The organism is Pseudoalteromonas sp. J2K-J599 (genome assembly GCF_059295115.2).
The window spans coordinates 675,600-691,483 of record NZ_CM200272.1 but is presented as its reverse complement, the minus strand read 5'-3'; the positions used below and the strand labels follow the sequence as shown (position 1 = coordinate 691,483).

Annotated in this window: 12 protein-coding genes and 2 pseudogenes; 6 read left to right on the top strand and 8 right to left on the bottom strand. The window is 38.2% G+C overall.

Annotated features, from left to right (window positions below):
* Positions 1-131: 131 nt before the first annotated feature.
* The 3 genes from AC5NT5_RS19870 to AC5NT5_RS19860 all read right to left on the bottom strand — a co-directional run bounded on the left by AC5NT5_RS19870 (position 132) and on the right by AC5NT5_RS19860 (position 3,670).
* Positions 132-1,748 carry a M56 family metallopeptidase gene (locus AC5NT5_RS19870; RefSeq protein ID WP_494513543.1) on the bottom strand — a complete coding sequence of 539 codons (1,617 nt, stop codon included), beginning with the start codon at positions 1,746-1,748 and terminating at the stop codon, positions 132-134.
* Positions 1,749-1,759: 11 nt separating this feature from the next.
* Positions 1,760-2,140 carry a BlaI/MecI/CopY family transcriptional regulator gene (locus AC5NT5_RS19865; protein WP_004586391.1) on the bottom strand — a complete coding sequence of 127 codons (381 nt, stop codon included), beginning with the start codon at positions 2,138-2,140 and terminating at the stop codon, positions 1,760-1,762.
* A gap of 258 nt (positions 2,141-2,398) precedes the next feature.
* The gene (locus AC5NT5_RS19860) at positions 2,399-3,670 is read right to left on the bottom strand and encodes an O-acetylhomoserine aminocarboxypropyltransferase/cysteine synthase family protein (protein WP_494513542.1); all 1,272 of its coding nucleotides are present in this window, start codon (positions 3,668-3,670) and stop codon (positions 2,399-2,401) included.
* Between the two features lie 401 nt (positions 3,671-4,071).
* Between AC5NT5_RS19860 and AC5NT5_RS19855 the strand changes: the two genes are divergently transcribed.
* The 4 genes from AC5NT5_RS19855 to AC5NT5_RS19840 all read left to right on the top strand — a co-directional run bounded on the left by AC5NT5_RS19855 (position 4,072) and on the right by AC5NT5_RS19840 (position 6,694).
* Entirely contained in the window at positions 4,072-4,869 is a 798-nt protein-coding gene (locus AC5NT5_RS19855) for a substrate-binding domain-containing protein (protein ID WP_015485957.1), read from the top strand.
* A 107-nt stretch (positions 4,870-4,976) separates the two neighbouring features.
* Positions 4,977-5,501 carry a hypothetical protein gene (locus AC5NT5_RS19850; protein ID WP_024603380.1) on the top strand — a complete coding sequence of 175 codons (525 nt, stop codon included), beginning with the start codon at positions 4,977-4,979 and terminating at the stop codon, positions 5,499-5,501.
* A 117-nt stretch (positions 5,502-5,618) separates the two neighbouring features.
* Positions 5,619-5,966, top strand: coding sequence for a hypothetical protein (locus AC5NT5_RS19845; RefSeq protein WP_024596405.1), 348 nt, complete (start codon positions 5,619-5,621; stop codon positions 5,964-5,966).
* 125 nt (positions 5,967-6,091) lie between these two features.
* A complete protein-coding gene (locus AC5NT5_RS19840; RefSeq protein WP_054200766.1) occupies positions 6,092-6,694 on the top strand; it encodes a hypothetical protein in 603 nt (200 codons plus the stop codon).
* Positions 6,695-7,175: 481 nt separating this feature from the next.
* On the opposite strand, the gene AC5NT5_RS19835 is transcribed toward AC5NT5_RS19840, so the two are convergent.
* Positions 7,176-8,219, bottom strand: a complete 1,044-nt coding sequence (locus tag AC5NT5_RS19835; RefSeq protein WP_024596140.1) for an IS110 family RNA-guided transposase — start codon at positions 8,217-8,219, stop codon at positions 7,176-7,178.
* Between the two features lie 275 nt (positions 8,220-8,494).
* Positions 8,495-8,677 (bottom strand): annotated as a pseudogene (locus tag AC5NT5_RS19830) (S46 family peptidase); the annotation flags it as partial.
* 157 nt (positions 8,678-8,834) lie between these two features.
* Here AC5NT5_RS19830 and AC5NT5_RS19825 point away from each other — a divergent pair.
* Both AC5NT5_RS19825 and map read left to right on the top strand, forming a co-directional pair.
* On the top strand, positions 8,835-9,041 hold the full coding sequence (locus AC5NT5_RS19825) for a ParD-like family protein (RefSeq protein WP_024596935.1): 207 nt from the start codon (positions 8,835-8,837) through the stop codon (positions 9,039-9,041).
* Positions 9,034-9,810 carry a type I methionyl aminopeptidase gene (gene map / locus AC5NT5_RS19820; RefSeq protein ID WP_024605997.1) on the top strand — a complete coding sequence of 259 codons (777 nt, stop codon included), beginning with the start codon at positions 9,034-9,036 and terminating at the stop codon, positions 9,808-9,810. Before AC5NT5_RS19825 ends, map begins: the two co-directional genes overlap by 8 nt.
* Positions 9,811-9,915: 105 nt before the next feature.
* Here map and AC5NT5_RS19815 read toward each other — a convergent pair whose 3' ends face one another.
* The 3 genes and pseudogenes from AC5NT5_RS19815 to AC5NT5_RS19805 all read right to left on the bottom strand — a co-directional run.
* Positions 9,916-12,087 (bottom strand): S46 family peptidase, encoded by a 2,172-nt coding sequence (locus tag AC5NT5_RS19815; protein ID WP_494513541.1) that lies wholly within the window; start codon positions 12,085-12,087, stop codon positions 9,916-9,918.
* A 98-nt stretch (positions 12,088-12,185) separates the two neighbouring features.
* Positions 12,186-14,231, bottom strand: coding sequence for an EAL domain-containing protein (locus tag AC5NT5_RS19810; protein WP_494513827.1), 2,046 nt, complete (start codon positions 14,229-14,231; stop codon positions 12,186-12,188).
* 219 nt (positions 14,232-14,450) lie between these two features.
* A pseudogene (locus AC5NT5_RS19805) lies at positions 14,451-15,431 on the bottom strand (M61 family metallopeptidase); the annotation flags it as partial.
* Positions 15,432-15,884: the final 453 nt, after the last annotated feature.

The following is a 15,884-nucleotide window of genomic DNA, read 5'->3' as shown; positions in this document are numbered from 1 at the left end:
GCCATTTTTATTTAGGTTATCGCTAAGCGATTACCCAAGAGATTTAAATAATCTAGACCTATTTTACTGTATTTGTACCAATAACATTAAACAGAGGCTCAGATACTCCGAGCCTCATCGTAATTGAAAACTTATAGCAATCTCAACAATTGCGAACCAGGTAGGCCGCTTTGTGGTAATAACGCGGGGGTAACTGCAAATGCTTCTGGGATTTTACTTTTGATTTCATCCATCTTTTTACGGTTATTTTGTTTATCATAAACATAATATTTAAGGATATTTCCGTATACATCGTCTTTTGCATCAACCTTCTCTAGGGTTTTTAACGCTTTATCGTAATCATCAAGGTAAATGTATGCCAGTGCTAAGTTATCAGCAGAGCCAACATGTAGTTTCCCTTCAAGCTGTTTTGATAAATCTTCAAGCTCTGCAACAGCAAGCTCATAACGCCCTAGCTGTATATACGCGGTTGCTAGTGAATTTTTTAAAAAGTAAGGCGGGTTACTACCAGGCTCATACCATTTTTCGTAAGCACTCAGTATATCTTCATATTGCTCAAGTTTAGAGTAAACGTGATCTAGCAGCCTAAAGCTTTGTAGTTTAATTTCAGCTTCTTCAAAACCAGCAAGTTTATCTCTATTTAAGTGCCATTGTTGTATGCCTTGCGCAGCTTGGTTTAACAGTTCAGAGTTATCACTTTTTGCCCCTGCTGCACTTTTAAGAAGCTGTGCAAGTTGTTGATTATATTCTTCACTTTTAATAGGAGCCTGAGACGTATTATTACTTTGCTGCTTGTTATCTGAACTACCATCTACAATTTGCGCTGCAGCTAAAGCACTAAAAGACATTGCCGCCGCAACCATAACCAAATATTTACTTTTCATTGTTTTTTCCTTGTTTAACATTTTGATCCTCTGAATATTAAAACTCTTAGAATGAGCAATATTCAAAAGTGGGGGGGTAAAAAAGTTAGGCGAGCTTTTAGCACTTTGCTCTTGTAGCAATAAACTGGCTAAATCCAATTGGTATTTACCTTTTAGCTTTTGCATACACAACTCATCACAGCTAAGTTCGAGTTGCTCTTTTGCTAAACCAGTTAACTTTAAGCAAATAGGATTCCACCAAAAAACGCTTTCTATAAAACAAATAAGCCACGTCCAATAAATATCACCTTGTTGTAAATGAGTTACCTCGTGTTGAATGACTGAATCTAATTCTTCACGATTTACCATCGTCGACTCTAGCCAAATAACAGGCTTTATTAACCCGGTAGCAAAAGCAGGCTCTGTATGGGTTGTTAGTCTAATTGGATACTGATTGTTAATGTGTTTAAGTTCAGGACTTGGCTTTGAGTTAATGTATAAGTTTTTTATAAGCTTTACATATAAGCCCATGCGTAATGAAAACAATCCAAAACCAGCTAAAACTAAAACCATAAAAACATTACTAAGTGATGGCAATAAGTCCCATATACTCATATCGCTTTGTAATTCGTCCTTAGTTGCTACTTGTTCAGCATTTGGTATTAATGCTTTAACATTGGGAATCAATTGCGCCACGTTGAATGTGTAACGATTTGCCCCTTCAAATAAGGATAACTGGGAAAAATATTGCCAAGGGACAAACCAACATACCAAGGCAGTCATTAAAATGTAAAAGTTTAATCGTGCTGGGGCATTTTTTAGCCCTTTTACTGTAAGCAAAATACATAAGCTAATAAGTGTGCAAGTTAGTAAATAATCCGTCATTACCCTCTCCTTTAATCTAACTTCTTATTTTTTAAAAGCGTTTGTAAATATTCTATATCTTCATCATTTAGCTTTTCTTCTTTAATAAAGTGGGCAATTAAACTACGAGAATTACCTTTAAAAAATCGTTGCATAAAACTAGGCATAGCTTGCCCCGATAATGTGTCTTGAGTCACGATTGTTCTAAAAACAATAGCTCGACCTTCATGTCCACAGCGCTCAATCGCCCCTTTGTGTTCTAACCTATCTACGATAGTTTTAACTGTTGTATAGGCTACTTTTTTATCTTTTTGCTTATCAGCTAAAAGCACTTTATGTAGTTGACTCGCGGTACAGGGTTCTTCCTGCCAGAGCAGCTGCATAATATCCATTTCAAAATCACTAAGTTTCATTGTCGCTCCTATTACTACACTTGTAGTGGTACTGTTACAAATGTAGTAGTAACTAATCTTAGTGTCAATACAAAATTGACATGTGAATGAAAAACAAACGATAGAAATATAAAAGTCTTAGGGAGGTTTTATAAAAAAGGTATATAAAATAAGGGTGTATACTTGTTAATTGGTTTTAGAAAAACATAAAAAACGATAGTTTATTTTCAACTAACGCTTTTTATGCTTTAAAGTTTTTTATGAAAGGTAGTGAGGTAACTATGCTTTATCGAGCGCTTGGCTTACATCGGCAATTATGTCAGCAATGTTTTCAATACCGACTGACAAACGGATTAAATCGCGACTTACACCCGCATTAGCAAGCTCTTCATCATTTAATTGGCGGTGTGTAGTTGACGCAGGATGGTACGCAAGCGACTTGGCATCGCCAATATTAACTAAGCGTAAAATCATGTTTAGCGCATCAATAAAACGAGTACCCGCTTCTAGGCCACCAGCAATACCAAAGCTTAAAATACCCGATGCTTTGCCACTGGTAATTTTTTGGCTCATTTCGTTATACGGGCTTGATTTAAGCCCTGCGTAATTAACCCAAAGCACTTTTGGATGATTTTCTAAATACTCAGCTAGCTGCTGTGCATTCTCGCAGTGGCGATCCATTCTTAAGCCTAAGGTTTCAAGGCCAATTAAAATGTCAGATGCGTTTTTAGGCGCAAGCGCTGCGCCAGTATTTCTAAGTGGCACTACTCTACAACGTCCAATAAATGCAGCTTCAGCAAAAGCTTCGGTATAAACCACATTGTGGTACGACGGATCGGGCTCGTTCATCATTGCAAAACGTGTAGCATTTGCTTTCCAATCAAATTTCCCTGAGTCGACAATCATGCCGCCAATAGCAGTACCGTGCCCGTTTATATACTTTGTCAGTGAGTGAACCACTATATCGGCGCCCAGCTCAAATGGACGGCATAAATACGGCGTAGCCACGGTATTATCAACTATAAGCGGCACACCTTTGCTGTGTGCAATACGTGCTAAACGCTCAATATCAACAATATTACCTGCCGGGTTACCAATAGATTCACAAAAAACAGCACGGGTGCTGTCGTCAATGGCATCCTCGAATGCGCTAAAGTCATCAGCTTTAATCATACGTGCTTCAATACCTTGGCGTGGTAATGTATGGGCAAATAAATTATACGTGCCGCCATATACTTGGCTGGTGCTCACAATATTAGTACCTACCTCGCACAAACATTGAATAGCATACGTAATAGCCGCCATCCCTGAGGCAACAGCCAGCGCACCAATTCCCCCTTCCATCGCGGCAATACGTTGTTCAAGTACGGCATTGGTTGGGTTCATTATGCGGGTGTAAATATTTCCAGGTACTTTTAAATCGAATAAATCAGCACCATGCTGCGTATTATCAAATGTATAAGAAGAAGTGTGATAAATAGGCACGGCTGCCGATTTGGTCGTAGGCTCAGATTCGTAACCGTGGTGCAGTGCTAATGACTCTAATTTCATAATTATTTCCTTCAATTAATTTACCACTAACCTAGCACTTCTTGGTTATAAAATGCACATAAAATATATTAAAGGATGTTGAGGTGATTTGATTTAAGTTAAAGGCGGATAAGAGCGAGAAGCGGTCATTGATATTGGCTAAATATCGTCGTTAATTGATTTGTTAAACTGTTCTTTGCGCATATATTCATGAAAATGAGCGATGCGCGCATATTGTTCCATTTAACTTTACTTAAAAGTTTTAGAAAACTTAGTTATAGTAATACCTTAGATAATTTGTTAAAACTATATAAAGTAGATAAATGAGCGTTAAGTCGGCAGAAATATGCGCGCTGAGCGCACTATTAAATTGTTATGCCTCACAGCCAAGTTACAATCTCATTCAAATTAGGAGATAGAAAATGAAAATAGTTACCGTCATAGCACTCTTTTGTGCAGCAGCAGTTGTTCCGTCATTCGCTCAGGCATCACTTTATGACCCATCAATCGAGCACGAGCCGAAGGATGGTGTCGTCAAACTGTATGGTGCTGGGGGGCCGAATACCGCCTTCAAAAAAGTCGCTGAGGTCTGGGAAAACCGTTCGGGTACCAAAGTGGAAATTATCGCCGGGCCTGAAAGCAGATGGTCTGCTGATGCGCAGGCAGATGCCGATATACTTTGGGGTACTTCGGAGCAGTCGATGACGGCATTCCTGCTAACCTACAAGACCTTCGACCCCAGCAAGGTCGAGCCGATCTATATCAGGCCCACCGTTATAGCCGTTAAGGCCGGCAACCCAAAGAATATTCAGGGCTTTGACGCGCTTCTAGTGGAAGGAATGAAAATCGTCGTTACGGAGGGCAAGGGCATCTACAACACCTCCGGAACTGGAACATGGGAAGACGTCGCCGGACGCATGGGCTCGCTGAATGACGTCGCGCAGTTTCGGAAGAATATCGTGTCGTACTCGCTCGGCTCTGGCGCCAGCTTCAATGCGTTCAAGGAGCTGGACGCTGATGCCTGGATTACCTGGCCGAACTGGCCAATCACGCACCCCGATGTATTGGAGCTTGTTCGCTTAGATGAAGGCCGAACGATCTGGCGAGATGTCAATGTAGTCATCTCACCTGACGCAGACCGTGAGGCGCAGATGTTCCTAGACTTTCTGGTTACCGAAGAAGCGCAAAAGATAATGGCCACCGAAGGGTGGCGGAGATAATCGCTATTTATTAGTTGCCCCATAATCCGATGCATAACAAGGCGCTGCACCGGACGGCAATTCCGCTGCGCTCCATTGCCGCCGGTGAGCTTAGTCGTTAGGTTCCTATGAGATTACTCACGATTCTTGCTGTTGGATTTTTAGTGCTGGGGTGTTCTGACGAGTATAATCCTTTCAAAAACAGGGTAGAAAAAAGAGCAGAAGGCTTTTTGTCGAAACATCATAGTAGCTTAGAGCATTTGATTAAGTTGGCTGAGAAAGGAAAATTTGAGCTTGTTCAGTGGATAGATGAAGATGATGGTAAAAACCTGCCGGTAAATGTCGTTTCAATAAAAGGGACTAAAAAGAAAGTAGAAGTTTCTGATGGCCGACTTGACGAATTCATTTCATTCGCTAAAAGTAAAGGAATCAAATTAATTTGGTTTCAGTACTTTGATGGTGTTTGGTTTGTCATGAAGGCATTTTCTTATGAAGACAGCGGAAAGCGTCGAGAAGGCTATTTTTCTTTTGGTAATCCATCAAAAACAAGAATTTGCCATTTCGGCGAAGAAAATATGGGGTTCGCTATGCTTAACGAAAGCGAAAAGAATTGGTTTATGATCAAATGTAACATCCCTAAAACCGGAACCTAACAAGTTGCCAAAGTTCGCCGCAAAAAGCGCGGTTGGGACAAATACTCACTGGGCTTCGCCCAACAACGTTCGCATTTGCCCCTTGGCAAAGCGTTATAAGCCAAAGGAAGTTCGGTGATGAAATCGATAATTGGAAAACTTGATGTGTTAAGCGTGTTTGTAGCGTGGACACTTTTAATAGTTTTCTTTGTATCTCTGGCTTATGGGAAAATGTTTTCTGAACCTAACGCTAGTGCTAGTCATTTAGTTTATTTGTTTGGGGCATTCTTTTGCACAGTTTTAATTCATATTGTTTTGGCATTTTTTAACCGTTGCCCACATTGCGATAAATGTTTAACTGTTCAAGGTTTTAAAAAGCCTCATCCAGCATCAAGTGGTAGCTGGGATAAAGTTGTTTGGCGCTGGTTTTCTGGTTCAATTGTTTGTATCCATTGCGGGCAAAGAGTGGCAACTAATGGCTTATAACAAGTTGCTCAAGTTCGTTCGTAAACTCACTGGGACAATTAACAGTTGGCTTGGCGCTTCGCGCAAGTTTAGCCAACAGTCAATTGCCCCTTAGCAAAGCGTTAGTACCCTCAGAGACTCTGTTTATGAAATCAAAGTTAATTAGGACCGCTGAGAAAAACGGTTTTACCAAAGCGGGAAGTGATGGTGCTCAAGTGCGGTATCTCAAACCCATCAATAATGACTTTTCGTATGGATTTCTGATTGGCCGCACTGGTAAAGATGATATAACTGCTGTTCAATTCGGGCTAATTAACCACCCTATGTGGGAGTTGCAGCAAGAGGTTGAAGGCACTAAAGATCTAAATATATTATTCCTCTTGTTTACTTTACTCCTCAATCCGGTACATGAGGAAAGTGGAAAACCAAGAAGTCTCGATTCCGATACCGTATCAGAGCTAATGCAAACGAAAATAGACTTTTTTGACGCCAACTTGGCTCAAATAATAAAAGATACAGTCCGTTTCCTAACAGAGTTTCGTTATCCGCCCTTATTCGTAACTGAGGAGCACTTGCTTTTTGATGGGCTTGCCCACTATTACGGTTTGCTATATAAGCATCTTTATGTGAGCAAATTGTCGGCTGAAGAAATTGACTCTCACATTGATAGTCTTCTGGAAATGGGGTTAAGTGAAAGAGCTCACCCTATATTTCGTTTGGGGTTGTTAAAGCAGTACGTCGGGTACTAACACATATGAGCCTTAACTCTGTCAATAGGCATTAGTTTTCTTTTTGACCGTTTTTATAAATTGACGGTCAATTCTAAATCAATAAACAAATTCGTTTACTTCGTATGTCGATGCGGCTGTTAAGTAAGTAGCTTACGGCAAACACATATAGAGGCTCTCTTATTGCGATCTCATCGCAGCCAGCTTTTTCCCATATCCTTTTGGGGTTGCTGGGGCACTAGACATTCATCGGTTAACCTCATCATGGCACTATTCAAGGCGGCTGGTTTCATCATTATGATCCAGTTAGTTTCAGGCTCAAGTCAGGTGTAAGCGACTTTGTTTATTGTATTAATGCACGCGTACTGAGCGTCTAATCAAGACAAGTGGCTTAGGTCTGTAGGCATATAATCAGGTTAAACCTTGTTGGTTATTAACTCACCTAATTGATTGATGCTCAGCCTTATATCCAGTTAGATGTTCAGCTCACTCAATACCGTGACTAACTCTTTAAGAATTTTGCTTCATCGAATACCGTCTCTTTTTTAAGCATATAATAAACACAGCGACCAAGCTTATGCGCAAGCGCTGACAGTGCTTTGGCTTTACTCATTCGTTTTTGTAGTTTTTCGAGGTATTTGTTGGCGTTGTGATTGTGACGCAGCAGCAATACAGCGGCTTCGGAGAACGCCCATTTTAGATGTGCATTGCCAATTTTGTTACCTTGGGTGCCATAGGTTTTGCCGGCAGACTCTGCTTTACATTTGACTAACCGACTATATGAAGCGAACTTTTGTAGGCTTGAAAAGCGATTAATGTCACCAATTTCATAAATAATGGTAAGTGCGAGAATGCGGCCTATACCATTTATTGTTTGCAAGATATTAAGGTGAACAGGATTGTGTTGCTTGGCCATTTGTTCAATATAATGCTCTAAAGGCTTAAGCTCGCTGTGATAGCAATCGAGTATGGCCATATTTAAATTAATGGATCGTTGCACAACGCGGTCAGGGAAGTAGTAGCGCATCTTTTCTCTGTCGCAGACGTTCTTTAAATTCACGTTGTGGGCAGGTAAATTGTACTGGCTGGCGGTATTGGCGACATGGGCTTTTAAATCAGCTCCGTGGCGAACAATTTTAGTTCTTCGGCGTAATAAGTCGCGCGTAGCACGCATATCTTTGTCATACACATAAGCAAGTGGGAAGTTTCCCCCACGGATGAGTTTGGCAATTTTATATGAATCTATTTTATCGTTTTTGGCTTTACCGCCATGAATCGCCTTCATATATAACGCATGACCGAGAATAAAGTCGATAGTGTGTTCTTTACAAAAGTCAGCGACCCAATACCAGCAATGCATGCATTCTACGCCAACCACAATGTTACCGGTATACGGTTTAAGTAGTTTTAGTAGTGCTTCTGGGTCATCTTTAATTTTCTTGTGAACAAGGATAAGTCCTGTATTATCAATGATACAGACGTAAAGTAATCGCGCGTGTAAATCGATTCCACAATAATATGGATGCATGTTATTGTAAAAGTTCATTGAGCTTTCTCCTGTAAGGTTGGTTGCCTTTTCTGCGTAGCGAATAATCGCGATGCTAGGGAGGAGGCTCAATGAGTATCAAGTCAATTCAGCAGGACAAAAAACAGTTGGTTTTGCTCCTGCGTCGCTAATTTTAACCAACTATTTTTTGCCTCTGATTGAGGCGTTACGAACGTCCGCTCATGGCACTTAGCAGTCATAAATAAGCGAATCAAACATCAACAAAAAAGGCGCTTCCATTATGGTAAGCGCCCTTCTGTTATCTCACTAATTACTTATTTTACGATTGTCATTTCGTCTAATAAGTTTTGTGCATTATCTACTTTATCCATTACCCACAGCATGTAGCGTGAATCAACGTGGATTGAGCGTTTAAGCTCAGGGTTGTAATTCCAGTCACCAATAATACTTTCGTAAACACCGTCGAACAGTAAGCCTACAGCCATACTATAATCATTAAATTCATTAACCTAAAAATACAGTTTAAAAGTGCTAGCCGTATAATTAAATATAAACACAAAGGGTAGTGAGCAAAAACATACTGTAAAAGGTCTATGTTGACATAACAACCCTCAATGTATACGATTTGCATATAAATCATATACGGTATATATAATGGGAATAGTGAAAATATCAGATGGGCTGCATGAAGAAATTAGAAAATCGAGTAATATCATGTCCAGATCTATCAATTCACAAGCAGAGTTTTGGATTAAAATAGGCATGCTTGCTGAGTTAAATCCGACACTTACCTACCATGAAATAATTAAAAAACAACTCATAAAAGAAAAGCTTACTATTCAGGATCTTTTGCATGAGTAAAGCAACAATAAAGACTGATGCAGAAATTGAGCTCATGAGAGAATCAGGAAAGCTTTTAGCTCAGGTATTTAAAATGCTTGATGATTTTATTTGCGAGGGCATAACTACGTTAGATATAGACACTAAAGTAGAAAGCTATATTACCAATGTGTTACATGCTCGTCCTGCCAGTAAAGGCCAATATGGCTATCGGTATTCATTGAACTCATCTGTTAATGACGTAGTGTGCCATGGTGTACCCAATAATATTTATAAATTAAAAAACAAAGATATTTTAAATATTGATATTACCTTAGAGAAAAATGGTTATATCAGTGATTCAAGTAAAATGTATACTTTTGCAGCGACAAGCTCAGAAGCCAAACGATTGGTTAAAACGACTTATGATGCTATGTGGGAAGGTATTAAGGTGGTAAAGCCAAAAGCAACGCTTGGTGATATTGGCTATGCTATTCAAAAGCACGCTGAATCTTCTGGTTATAGTGTAGTACGTGAATATTGCGGTCATGGTATTGGTAAAGAAATGCATGAAGAGCCGCAAGTTTTGCATTATGGTAAACCTCATACAGGGTTAGTGCTTGAAGCAGGTATGACCTTTACTATAGAGCCTATGATCAACCAAGGTTCCAAGAAGGTAAAAACTAAAAAAGATGGATGGACAGTCGTAACAAAAGACAAGAAACTTTCTGCTCAGTGGGAACATACCGTTCTAGTAACAGAAACGGGCTTCGAAGTTTTAACACTTCGCGATGAAGAGAAGCGTGCTTAGCAAAACTAAGTTATGCTACTGACGTATACAAACCGTAACCCATTATGATTAATAAAAAAGGCGCTTCCTTTACGGTAAGCGCCCTTCTGTTATCTCACTAATTACTTATTTTACGATTGTCATTTCGTCTAACAAGTTTTGTGCATTATCTACTTTATCCATTACCCAAAGCATGTAGCGTGAATCAACGTGGATTGAGCGATTAAGCTCAGGGTTGTAATCCCAGTCACCAATAATACTTTCGTAAACACCGTCAAACAGTAAACCAACAAGCTCTGCTTTACCGTTAAGTGTTGGCGAACCTGAGTTACCACCGGTAGTGTCTACATTTGATAAGAAGTTAACGGGTACTGTATTCATGCCACCCGTGTAATCACCATAAAGCTTGGCTTTAATTTGCTCTTGTAACTTTTTAGGTGCATTAAATGGGTCAACATCGGTGTTTTTAGCTAGTAACCCTTCAAGCGAGGTAAAAGGTGTTGCTACCAAGCCATCTTGAGGTGAGTAGCCGCCTACGGTGCCATAGGTTACTCGTAATGTGCTGTTGGCATCGGCGTATACAGGTTTGTTTTTAGCTTTGTTAAACGCAATGATTGCGCTCATTAACTCTGGGCGAGCTGCTTGTAATTTACCTGCAAGTGCTTTTGATTTATCTTCCTCTGCTTTCATTACTTTAAAGATTGCTTTAGCGTACTGCACAAATGGGTCTTGGCTTTGATTTAGCTGGCTAAACGATTGTTCAAATAATGAATTGCGAACAGTGGCATTATCAAGTCTTGACTGTTCATACATGCTATCAAGTAACGCGCTTTGGGTTGCTTTATCAAACCCATTTTGTACTTTAAATACGTTATCAACCTCGCTAAAACGCTCTTCTTTTGGAAGTGCTGCATACAGCTCTAAAAAGTGCAGTAAAATAGCTTTGTCTACTTTGCTATCATAACGGCGGCTCATACGCTCAAGCCCTGCTTTAATGCGAGGTAGGTCACGTTCTTGATAACCAGATTCACGTTCGCTATTTGGCTGTTGTTTTTCATAAGCTAGGCGGTATAAACGTCGTGCTGTGCTGATCATTTGTGAGCGGTGCACATAACCTAACATACGGTCGCGTTCACTGTGCTCTTGTGATTGCGCAATTAGCTCAGATAGCTCACCTAATACGCTTCCGTATTGCTCTTTACGCTCACTATCGCTATTGATCCATTGTGTTAAGTCTTGTTCAAACTGTTTTTTGCGCTCAAGCATAGTGCCTTTTTTGAAGCTTTCGATCATCGAACCATAGTTTTTAATATAGTTGTTATAACCTGCAATGGTGCTTTCGTAAGCAATACGCGCTTTACTGCCGTCTTCTGAGTTTTCTTCAATAAGCGACACGTATTTTGAGTTATGAACGCGTGCTTTAGGGTAGCTGTCGTTAAATACGTTATCTACCTCTGTTGCAATGCGGTATCGGTTAGTACGCCCTGGGTAGCCTGTAACCATTACAAAGTCGCCTTCTTGCACGCCTTTGGCACTTACTTTTAGGTAGGAGTCAGGTACGTAGGGTACGTTGTCTTCGCTGTACTCAGCTGGTTTTCCATCTTTGCCTACATAAGCGCGGTAAAAACCAAAGTCGCCTGTGTGGCGCGGCCACATCCAGTTATCTATATCGCCACCGTATTTACCTACGCCCATTGCAGGTGCATAAGTTAAGCGTACGTCTTTAATTTCAAGTGACTTAATTAGGTAAAACTCTAAACCACCATGAAACGAATACACATTACAACGATAGCTTTCGTCGGCTTCACACTGGGCTACTAGCGCTTTTTCATTTTTTTCGAGTGCGTCGTAGCGTGCTTTTGCTGTTAACTCGTTAGTACCTTTAATTACTTCATCTGTTACGTTGGTAACCGTTTTTGTTACATAGACGCGTGAGCCCGGCGCTGCAGGTAAATCTTCTGTAGGACTTTTAGCTAAAAAGCCATTTTCTAAAATATTGTTCTCAGGCGTTGAGTTGTACTGAACCGAGCCATAAACACAGTGGTGGTTTGACACAACTAAACCCTTAGGCGATACAAACGATGCTGTACAACCACCTAGGCTAATTACTGCATTCATTGGGAATTCGGTTAACTTAGAAATAGATTCAACATCAATTTCAAGCCCTTTGGCTTTTAAAATTGATTCTAACTCTGGAAGTTGGTGTGGTTGCCACATGCCTTCGTCGGCTATGGCACTACTTGAAAGTGATAGTGCAAATGTGGCTGCTAATGTAGCTACAAGAGGTTTTAAACGCATTATAGAATCCTTTTTATTTGTTTCTATAACAGGTTACTCGTCAGTAGCTAATGAGGTCAATAGCCGTGCAATGAATTGTTACAATCGAGTGTTTAATCTTACTTTTTATCAAAATTCATCGAAAAATCAAGAAACTGTTTTGCTGGTATGGGTTTACTAAAGTAAAAACCTTGCATAAAATCACAGCCTAATTCGTTCAATAAAGTAAGCTGCTCTTTTGTTTCTACGCCTTCGGCTACCACTGTCAGCCCTAAACTGTGCGACATGGCAATAATTGCCTTTACGAGATTACAATCTTCATTGTTTAGTACAATACCGTCAATAAAACTTCTATCTATTTTGAGTACATTAAAAGGGTATTCTCTCAAATAACTTAATGATGAATAACCTGTACCAAAGTCATCCATTGATAAGTTAATGCCTAATGCAGTAATTTCAGTCAGTATATCAACAACATTAGTGTGGCAACTCATCAATACACCTTCAGTTATTTCAAGCTCTAAACTTTCGGGGTTTACGTTTGCTTCACTCAATGAGTTTTGAATAAAACTGAGCAGCCCTACGTCTCTAAATTGGCGAGGAGATAAGTTAACAGCCATTGTATATTTTTGTTGGCGTTTACAGGTACTTTGCCATGTGTTTAAAAAGTGTAATGCTTGGCTAATTACAAACTTGCCAATAGGTACAATTAATCCTATATTTTCGGCAATAGGTATAAACTCATCGGGTGTTACATTACCTAGCACAGGGTTATGCCAGCGTAATAACGCTTCTGCACCAATGATGTGTTTATTTTTGGCGTCAAATTGGGGCTGGTAGAATAACTCAAATTCATTACGCTCAAGGGCGCCACGCATCTGCTCTTCTATTACTAGTCGGCGCTGAATAATTACGTTCATCTTTTTAGTAAAAAATGAATAAGTATTACGACCATATGATTTTGCTTGATACATTGCAGTGTCAGCATTTCGTAATAAATCAGCAACGGTTGTACCATTTTCTGGGTATATGGCTACACCAATACTCGCTGTTAGTATGTGTTCCCAGCCCTCAATTTTAAAAGGGGCTCTAAAGTTATTGACCAATTTTTCAGTGATTTTTAGCGCTGCATGGTGATCAGTTATACCTCGTAGTAATACGATAAACTCATCTCCACCTAGGCGCCCTACCATGTCGTCTTTTCGCAGTGCCTCTTGCAGCCTTTGCGCTGATTCAATTAAAAGTTTGTCTCCTGTTTCATGGCCTAAAGAGTCATTTATTTTTTTAAAATCATCTAAATCCAAAAACAGTACTGCCGCTTTCTCGTTATTTCTTTGTGCTTCAATAAGTAATTGCGACAAACGATCAAGTGCTAAAAAACGATTAGGGAGTAAAGTTAGACTATCGTAATACGCTTGATGTCTAATTAGTTCATCTGATTTATGCTGTTCTGTAATATCTCGAATAATAACCATTAACTGGTTATGTTCTGTTATTTTATTTATTCTTGCTTCAAAAAAAACGAGCCCATGGGGTAAAGCTAGCTCGTATTTAAAGCTCATCATCTGCTCTTTTTCTAATACAAGGCTGATATAGGTTTCAAATTTTTCGGCTACATCGCGCGGGAGTACATCTCCCATTTTTTTACCAATAAATTGCTTGGGCTTGGTATAGAGATCGGTCTCATTACTGGCATGATACTCAATAATAGTTCCATCATTTTCCATCAAGAAAAATAAGTCAGGAATTGCCTCAAAAATAGTTTTTAGCATATCCTCATTAAATGATGCATCTGCTTGTGCCTTTTTAACCTCAGATAAGTCAATATCAATGCAATACATTTGTTTTGTATTATATTGATTTGTAAACATAACATGGCTAGAAAAAACAGATACACTTTCGCCATTTTTACCTTTTAGGGTAATTTCGGATGCTGGAATTTCTATGTCTTTTTCTACCCAATCACTGTGTGCGTCAATTACAAATTCACACATTGATTCTGGAATTATAAGGTCTTCTATTTTTTGCCCTATGGCCTCTTCTTTGGTGTATCCGTAAAGTCGCACACTGCCTTCATTCCCATAAATAACACGACGCTCATTGTCATAACCTTGAACAGAAATTACATTTACCGCATCAAATAACTGGTGCAAATAGTCGTTAATTACAAATTAGTTGGTTAAGTCTGAAGCAACGTCGTCTAATTTCATTTTGAGGCTATATCCATAAGTAATTTTATTTAGTAATAAAAAACACCAAATAATAATTTAATTTTAATATTAAATTTCCATGTACATTATATACGCCATTATAAAAAACAAAAAAAGAGCCGAAGCTCTTTTTTAATAATTGTTAACTGTATTTAAACTCTATAAAAACTGAATTTATTTTTTTGTCACATCATTTGGATGTTCCACGCCAATCCATGCTTTGAATAGTGCTTTTTGCTGTGGCGTTGCCTCTTTATCAGCAACTACTTTTTTAGGCTTATCGAAATCTTCTGATAATACTAATGTTAAGCTTTCAAGTGCATCGCGACGAAGATAGTCAACGGTTACTTTGTCGCCTGCCTTAAACGTTTCTAGGCTAGTTTTTAAATCTTTACCTACGTGATGTTTGTTTATAGCGACAATTTTATCATCGGTAGTTAAACCCGCTTTCCACGCACTGCCACCACGGCGTACATAACTTAACGTCAGTAATTCACCTGTATTTTTGGCGGTAGCATCAATACTTGCAAGTGCTTTTGCTTTTTCAGGACGCTCAAACTTTAAACCTACTTTAGTAAGTAAATCGTCAAAGTTAATACTTGCAGGCGACTCTACATTTTCTTGCCACCAGCTTGAATAATCACGTCCTGTTAAATCTTTTAAGATATTAAGTACATCTGTATCTGTAAATCCAGCGGGCATTTTATGATTGTTATAAAGTGCTTTGTGCACGTCGCGATAGCTTATTTTACCTTGGCTTTTTTCTAGTAAGTCAATATCTAAAGCAAGTGAAAGTAACGAACCTTCTGAATAAATATTGGTGCTGTAGTTACGTGCGTGATCGCCACCTTGATTAATCCATTTATCAAAGCTTGTTTCGCTTGCGCTTTGCACTTCACGGCCCGGTGTTTGCAAATGACGGTTAATGGTTTTACTCATTACTTTAAAAAATTCATCTGTTGTTTGAATGCCTGAGCGCACTAATAAATGATCTTCAAAGTAACTTGTTGAACCTTCTGCAATCCACAGCAGTTTTGAATAGTTCATATTAGTGTAATCGTATGGCACTAAACCTTGAGGGCGATATGCTTTAACATTCCATGTATGAACAAACTCATGCGCAGCGGTGCTAATAAAACCTAAGTAATCTTCCTTTTTTTTTTTTTTTTTTTTTTTTTTTTTTTTTTTTTTTTTTTTTTTTTTTTTTTTTTTTTTTTTTTTTTTTTTTTTTTTTTTTTTTTTTTAAAAAAAAAAAAAAAAAAAAAAAAAAAAAAAAACTTTTTTTTTTTTTTTTTTTTTTTTTTTTTTTTTTTTTTTTTTTTTTTTTTTTTTTTTTTTTTTTTTTTTTTTCTTGATTTTTTTTTTTTTTTTTTTTTTTTTTTTTTTTTTTTTTTTTTTTTTTTTTTTTTTTTTTTTTTTTTTTTTTTTTTTTTTTTTTTTTTTTTTTTTTTTTTTTTTTTTTTTTTCAAGAAGAAGAAGATTTTTTTTTTTTTTTTTTTTTTTTTTTTTTTTTTTTTTTTTTTTTTTTTTTTTTTTTTTTTTTTTTTTTTTTTTTTTTTTTTTTTTTTTTTTTTTTTTTTTTTTTTTTTTTTTTTTTTTTTTTTTTTT

Coding starts and splice junctions, on each gene's coding strand:
- AC5NT5_RS19860 (WP_494513542.1), bottom strand. CDS start 3,670: ATGAAATTAGAGTCATTAGCACTGCACCACGGTTACGAATCTGAGCCT.
- AC5NT5_RS19845 (WP_024596405.1), top strand. CDS start 5,619: ATGAAATCGATAATTGGAAAACTTGATGTGTTAAGCGTGTTTGTAGCG.
- AC5NT5_RS19815 (WP_494513541.1), bottom strand. CDS start 12,087: ATGCGTTTAAAACCTCTTGTAGCTACATTAGCAGCCACATTTGCACTA.
- AC5NT5_RS19825 (WP_024596935.1), top strand. CDS start 8,835: ATGGGAATAGTGAAAATATCAGATGGGCTGCATGAAGAAATTAGAAAA.
- AC5NT5_RS19870 (WP_494513543.1), bottom strand. CDS start 1,748: ATGACGGATTATTTACTAACTTGCACACTTATTAGCTTATGTATTTTG.
- AC5NT5_RS19840 (WP_054200766.1), top strand. CDS start 6,092: ATGAAATCAAAGTTAATTAGGACCGCTGAGAAAAACGGTTTTACCAAA.
- AC5NT5_RS19865 (WP_004586391.1), bottom strand. CDS start 2,140: ATGAAACTTAGTGATTTTGAAATGGATATTATGCAGCTGCTCTGGCAG.
- AC5NT5_RS19855 (WP_015485957.1), top strand. CDS start 4,072: ATGAAAATAGTTACCGTCATAGCACTCTTTTGTGCAGCAGCAGTTGTT.
- AC5NT5_RS19850 (WP_024603380.1), top strand. CDS start 4,977: ATGAGATTACTCACGATTCTTGCTGTTGGATTTTTAGTGCTGGGGTGT.
- map (WP_024605997.1), top strand. CDS start 9,034: ATGAGTAAAGCAACAATAAAGACTGATGCAGAAATTGAGCTCATGAGA.
- AC5NT5_RS19835 (WP_024596140.1), bottom strand. CDS start 8,219: ATGAACTTTTACAATAACATGCATCCATATTATTGTGGAATCGATTTA.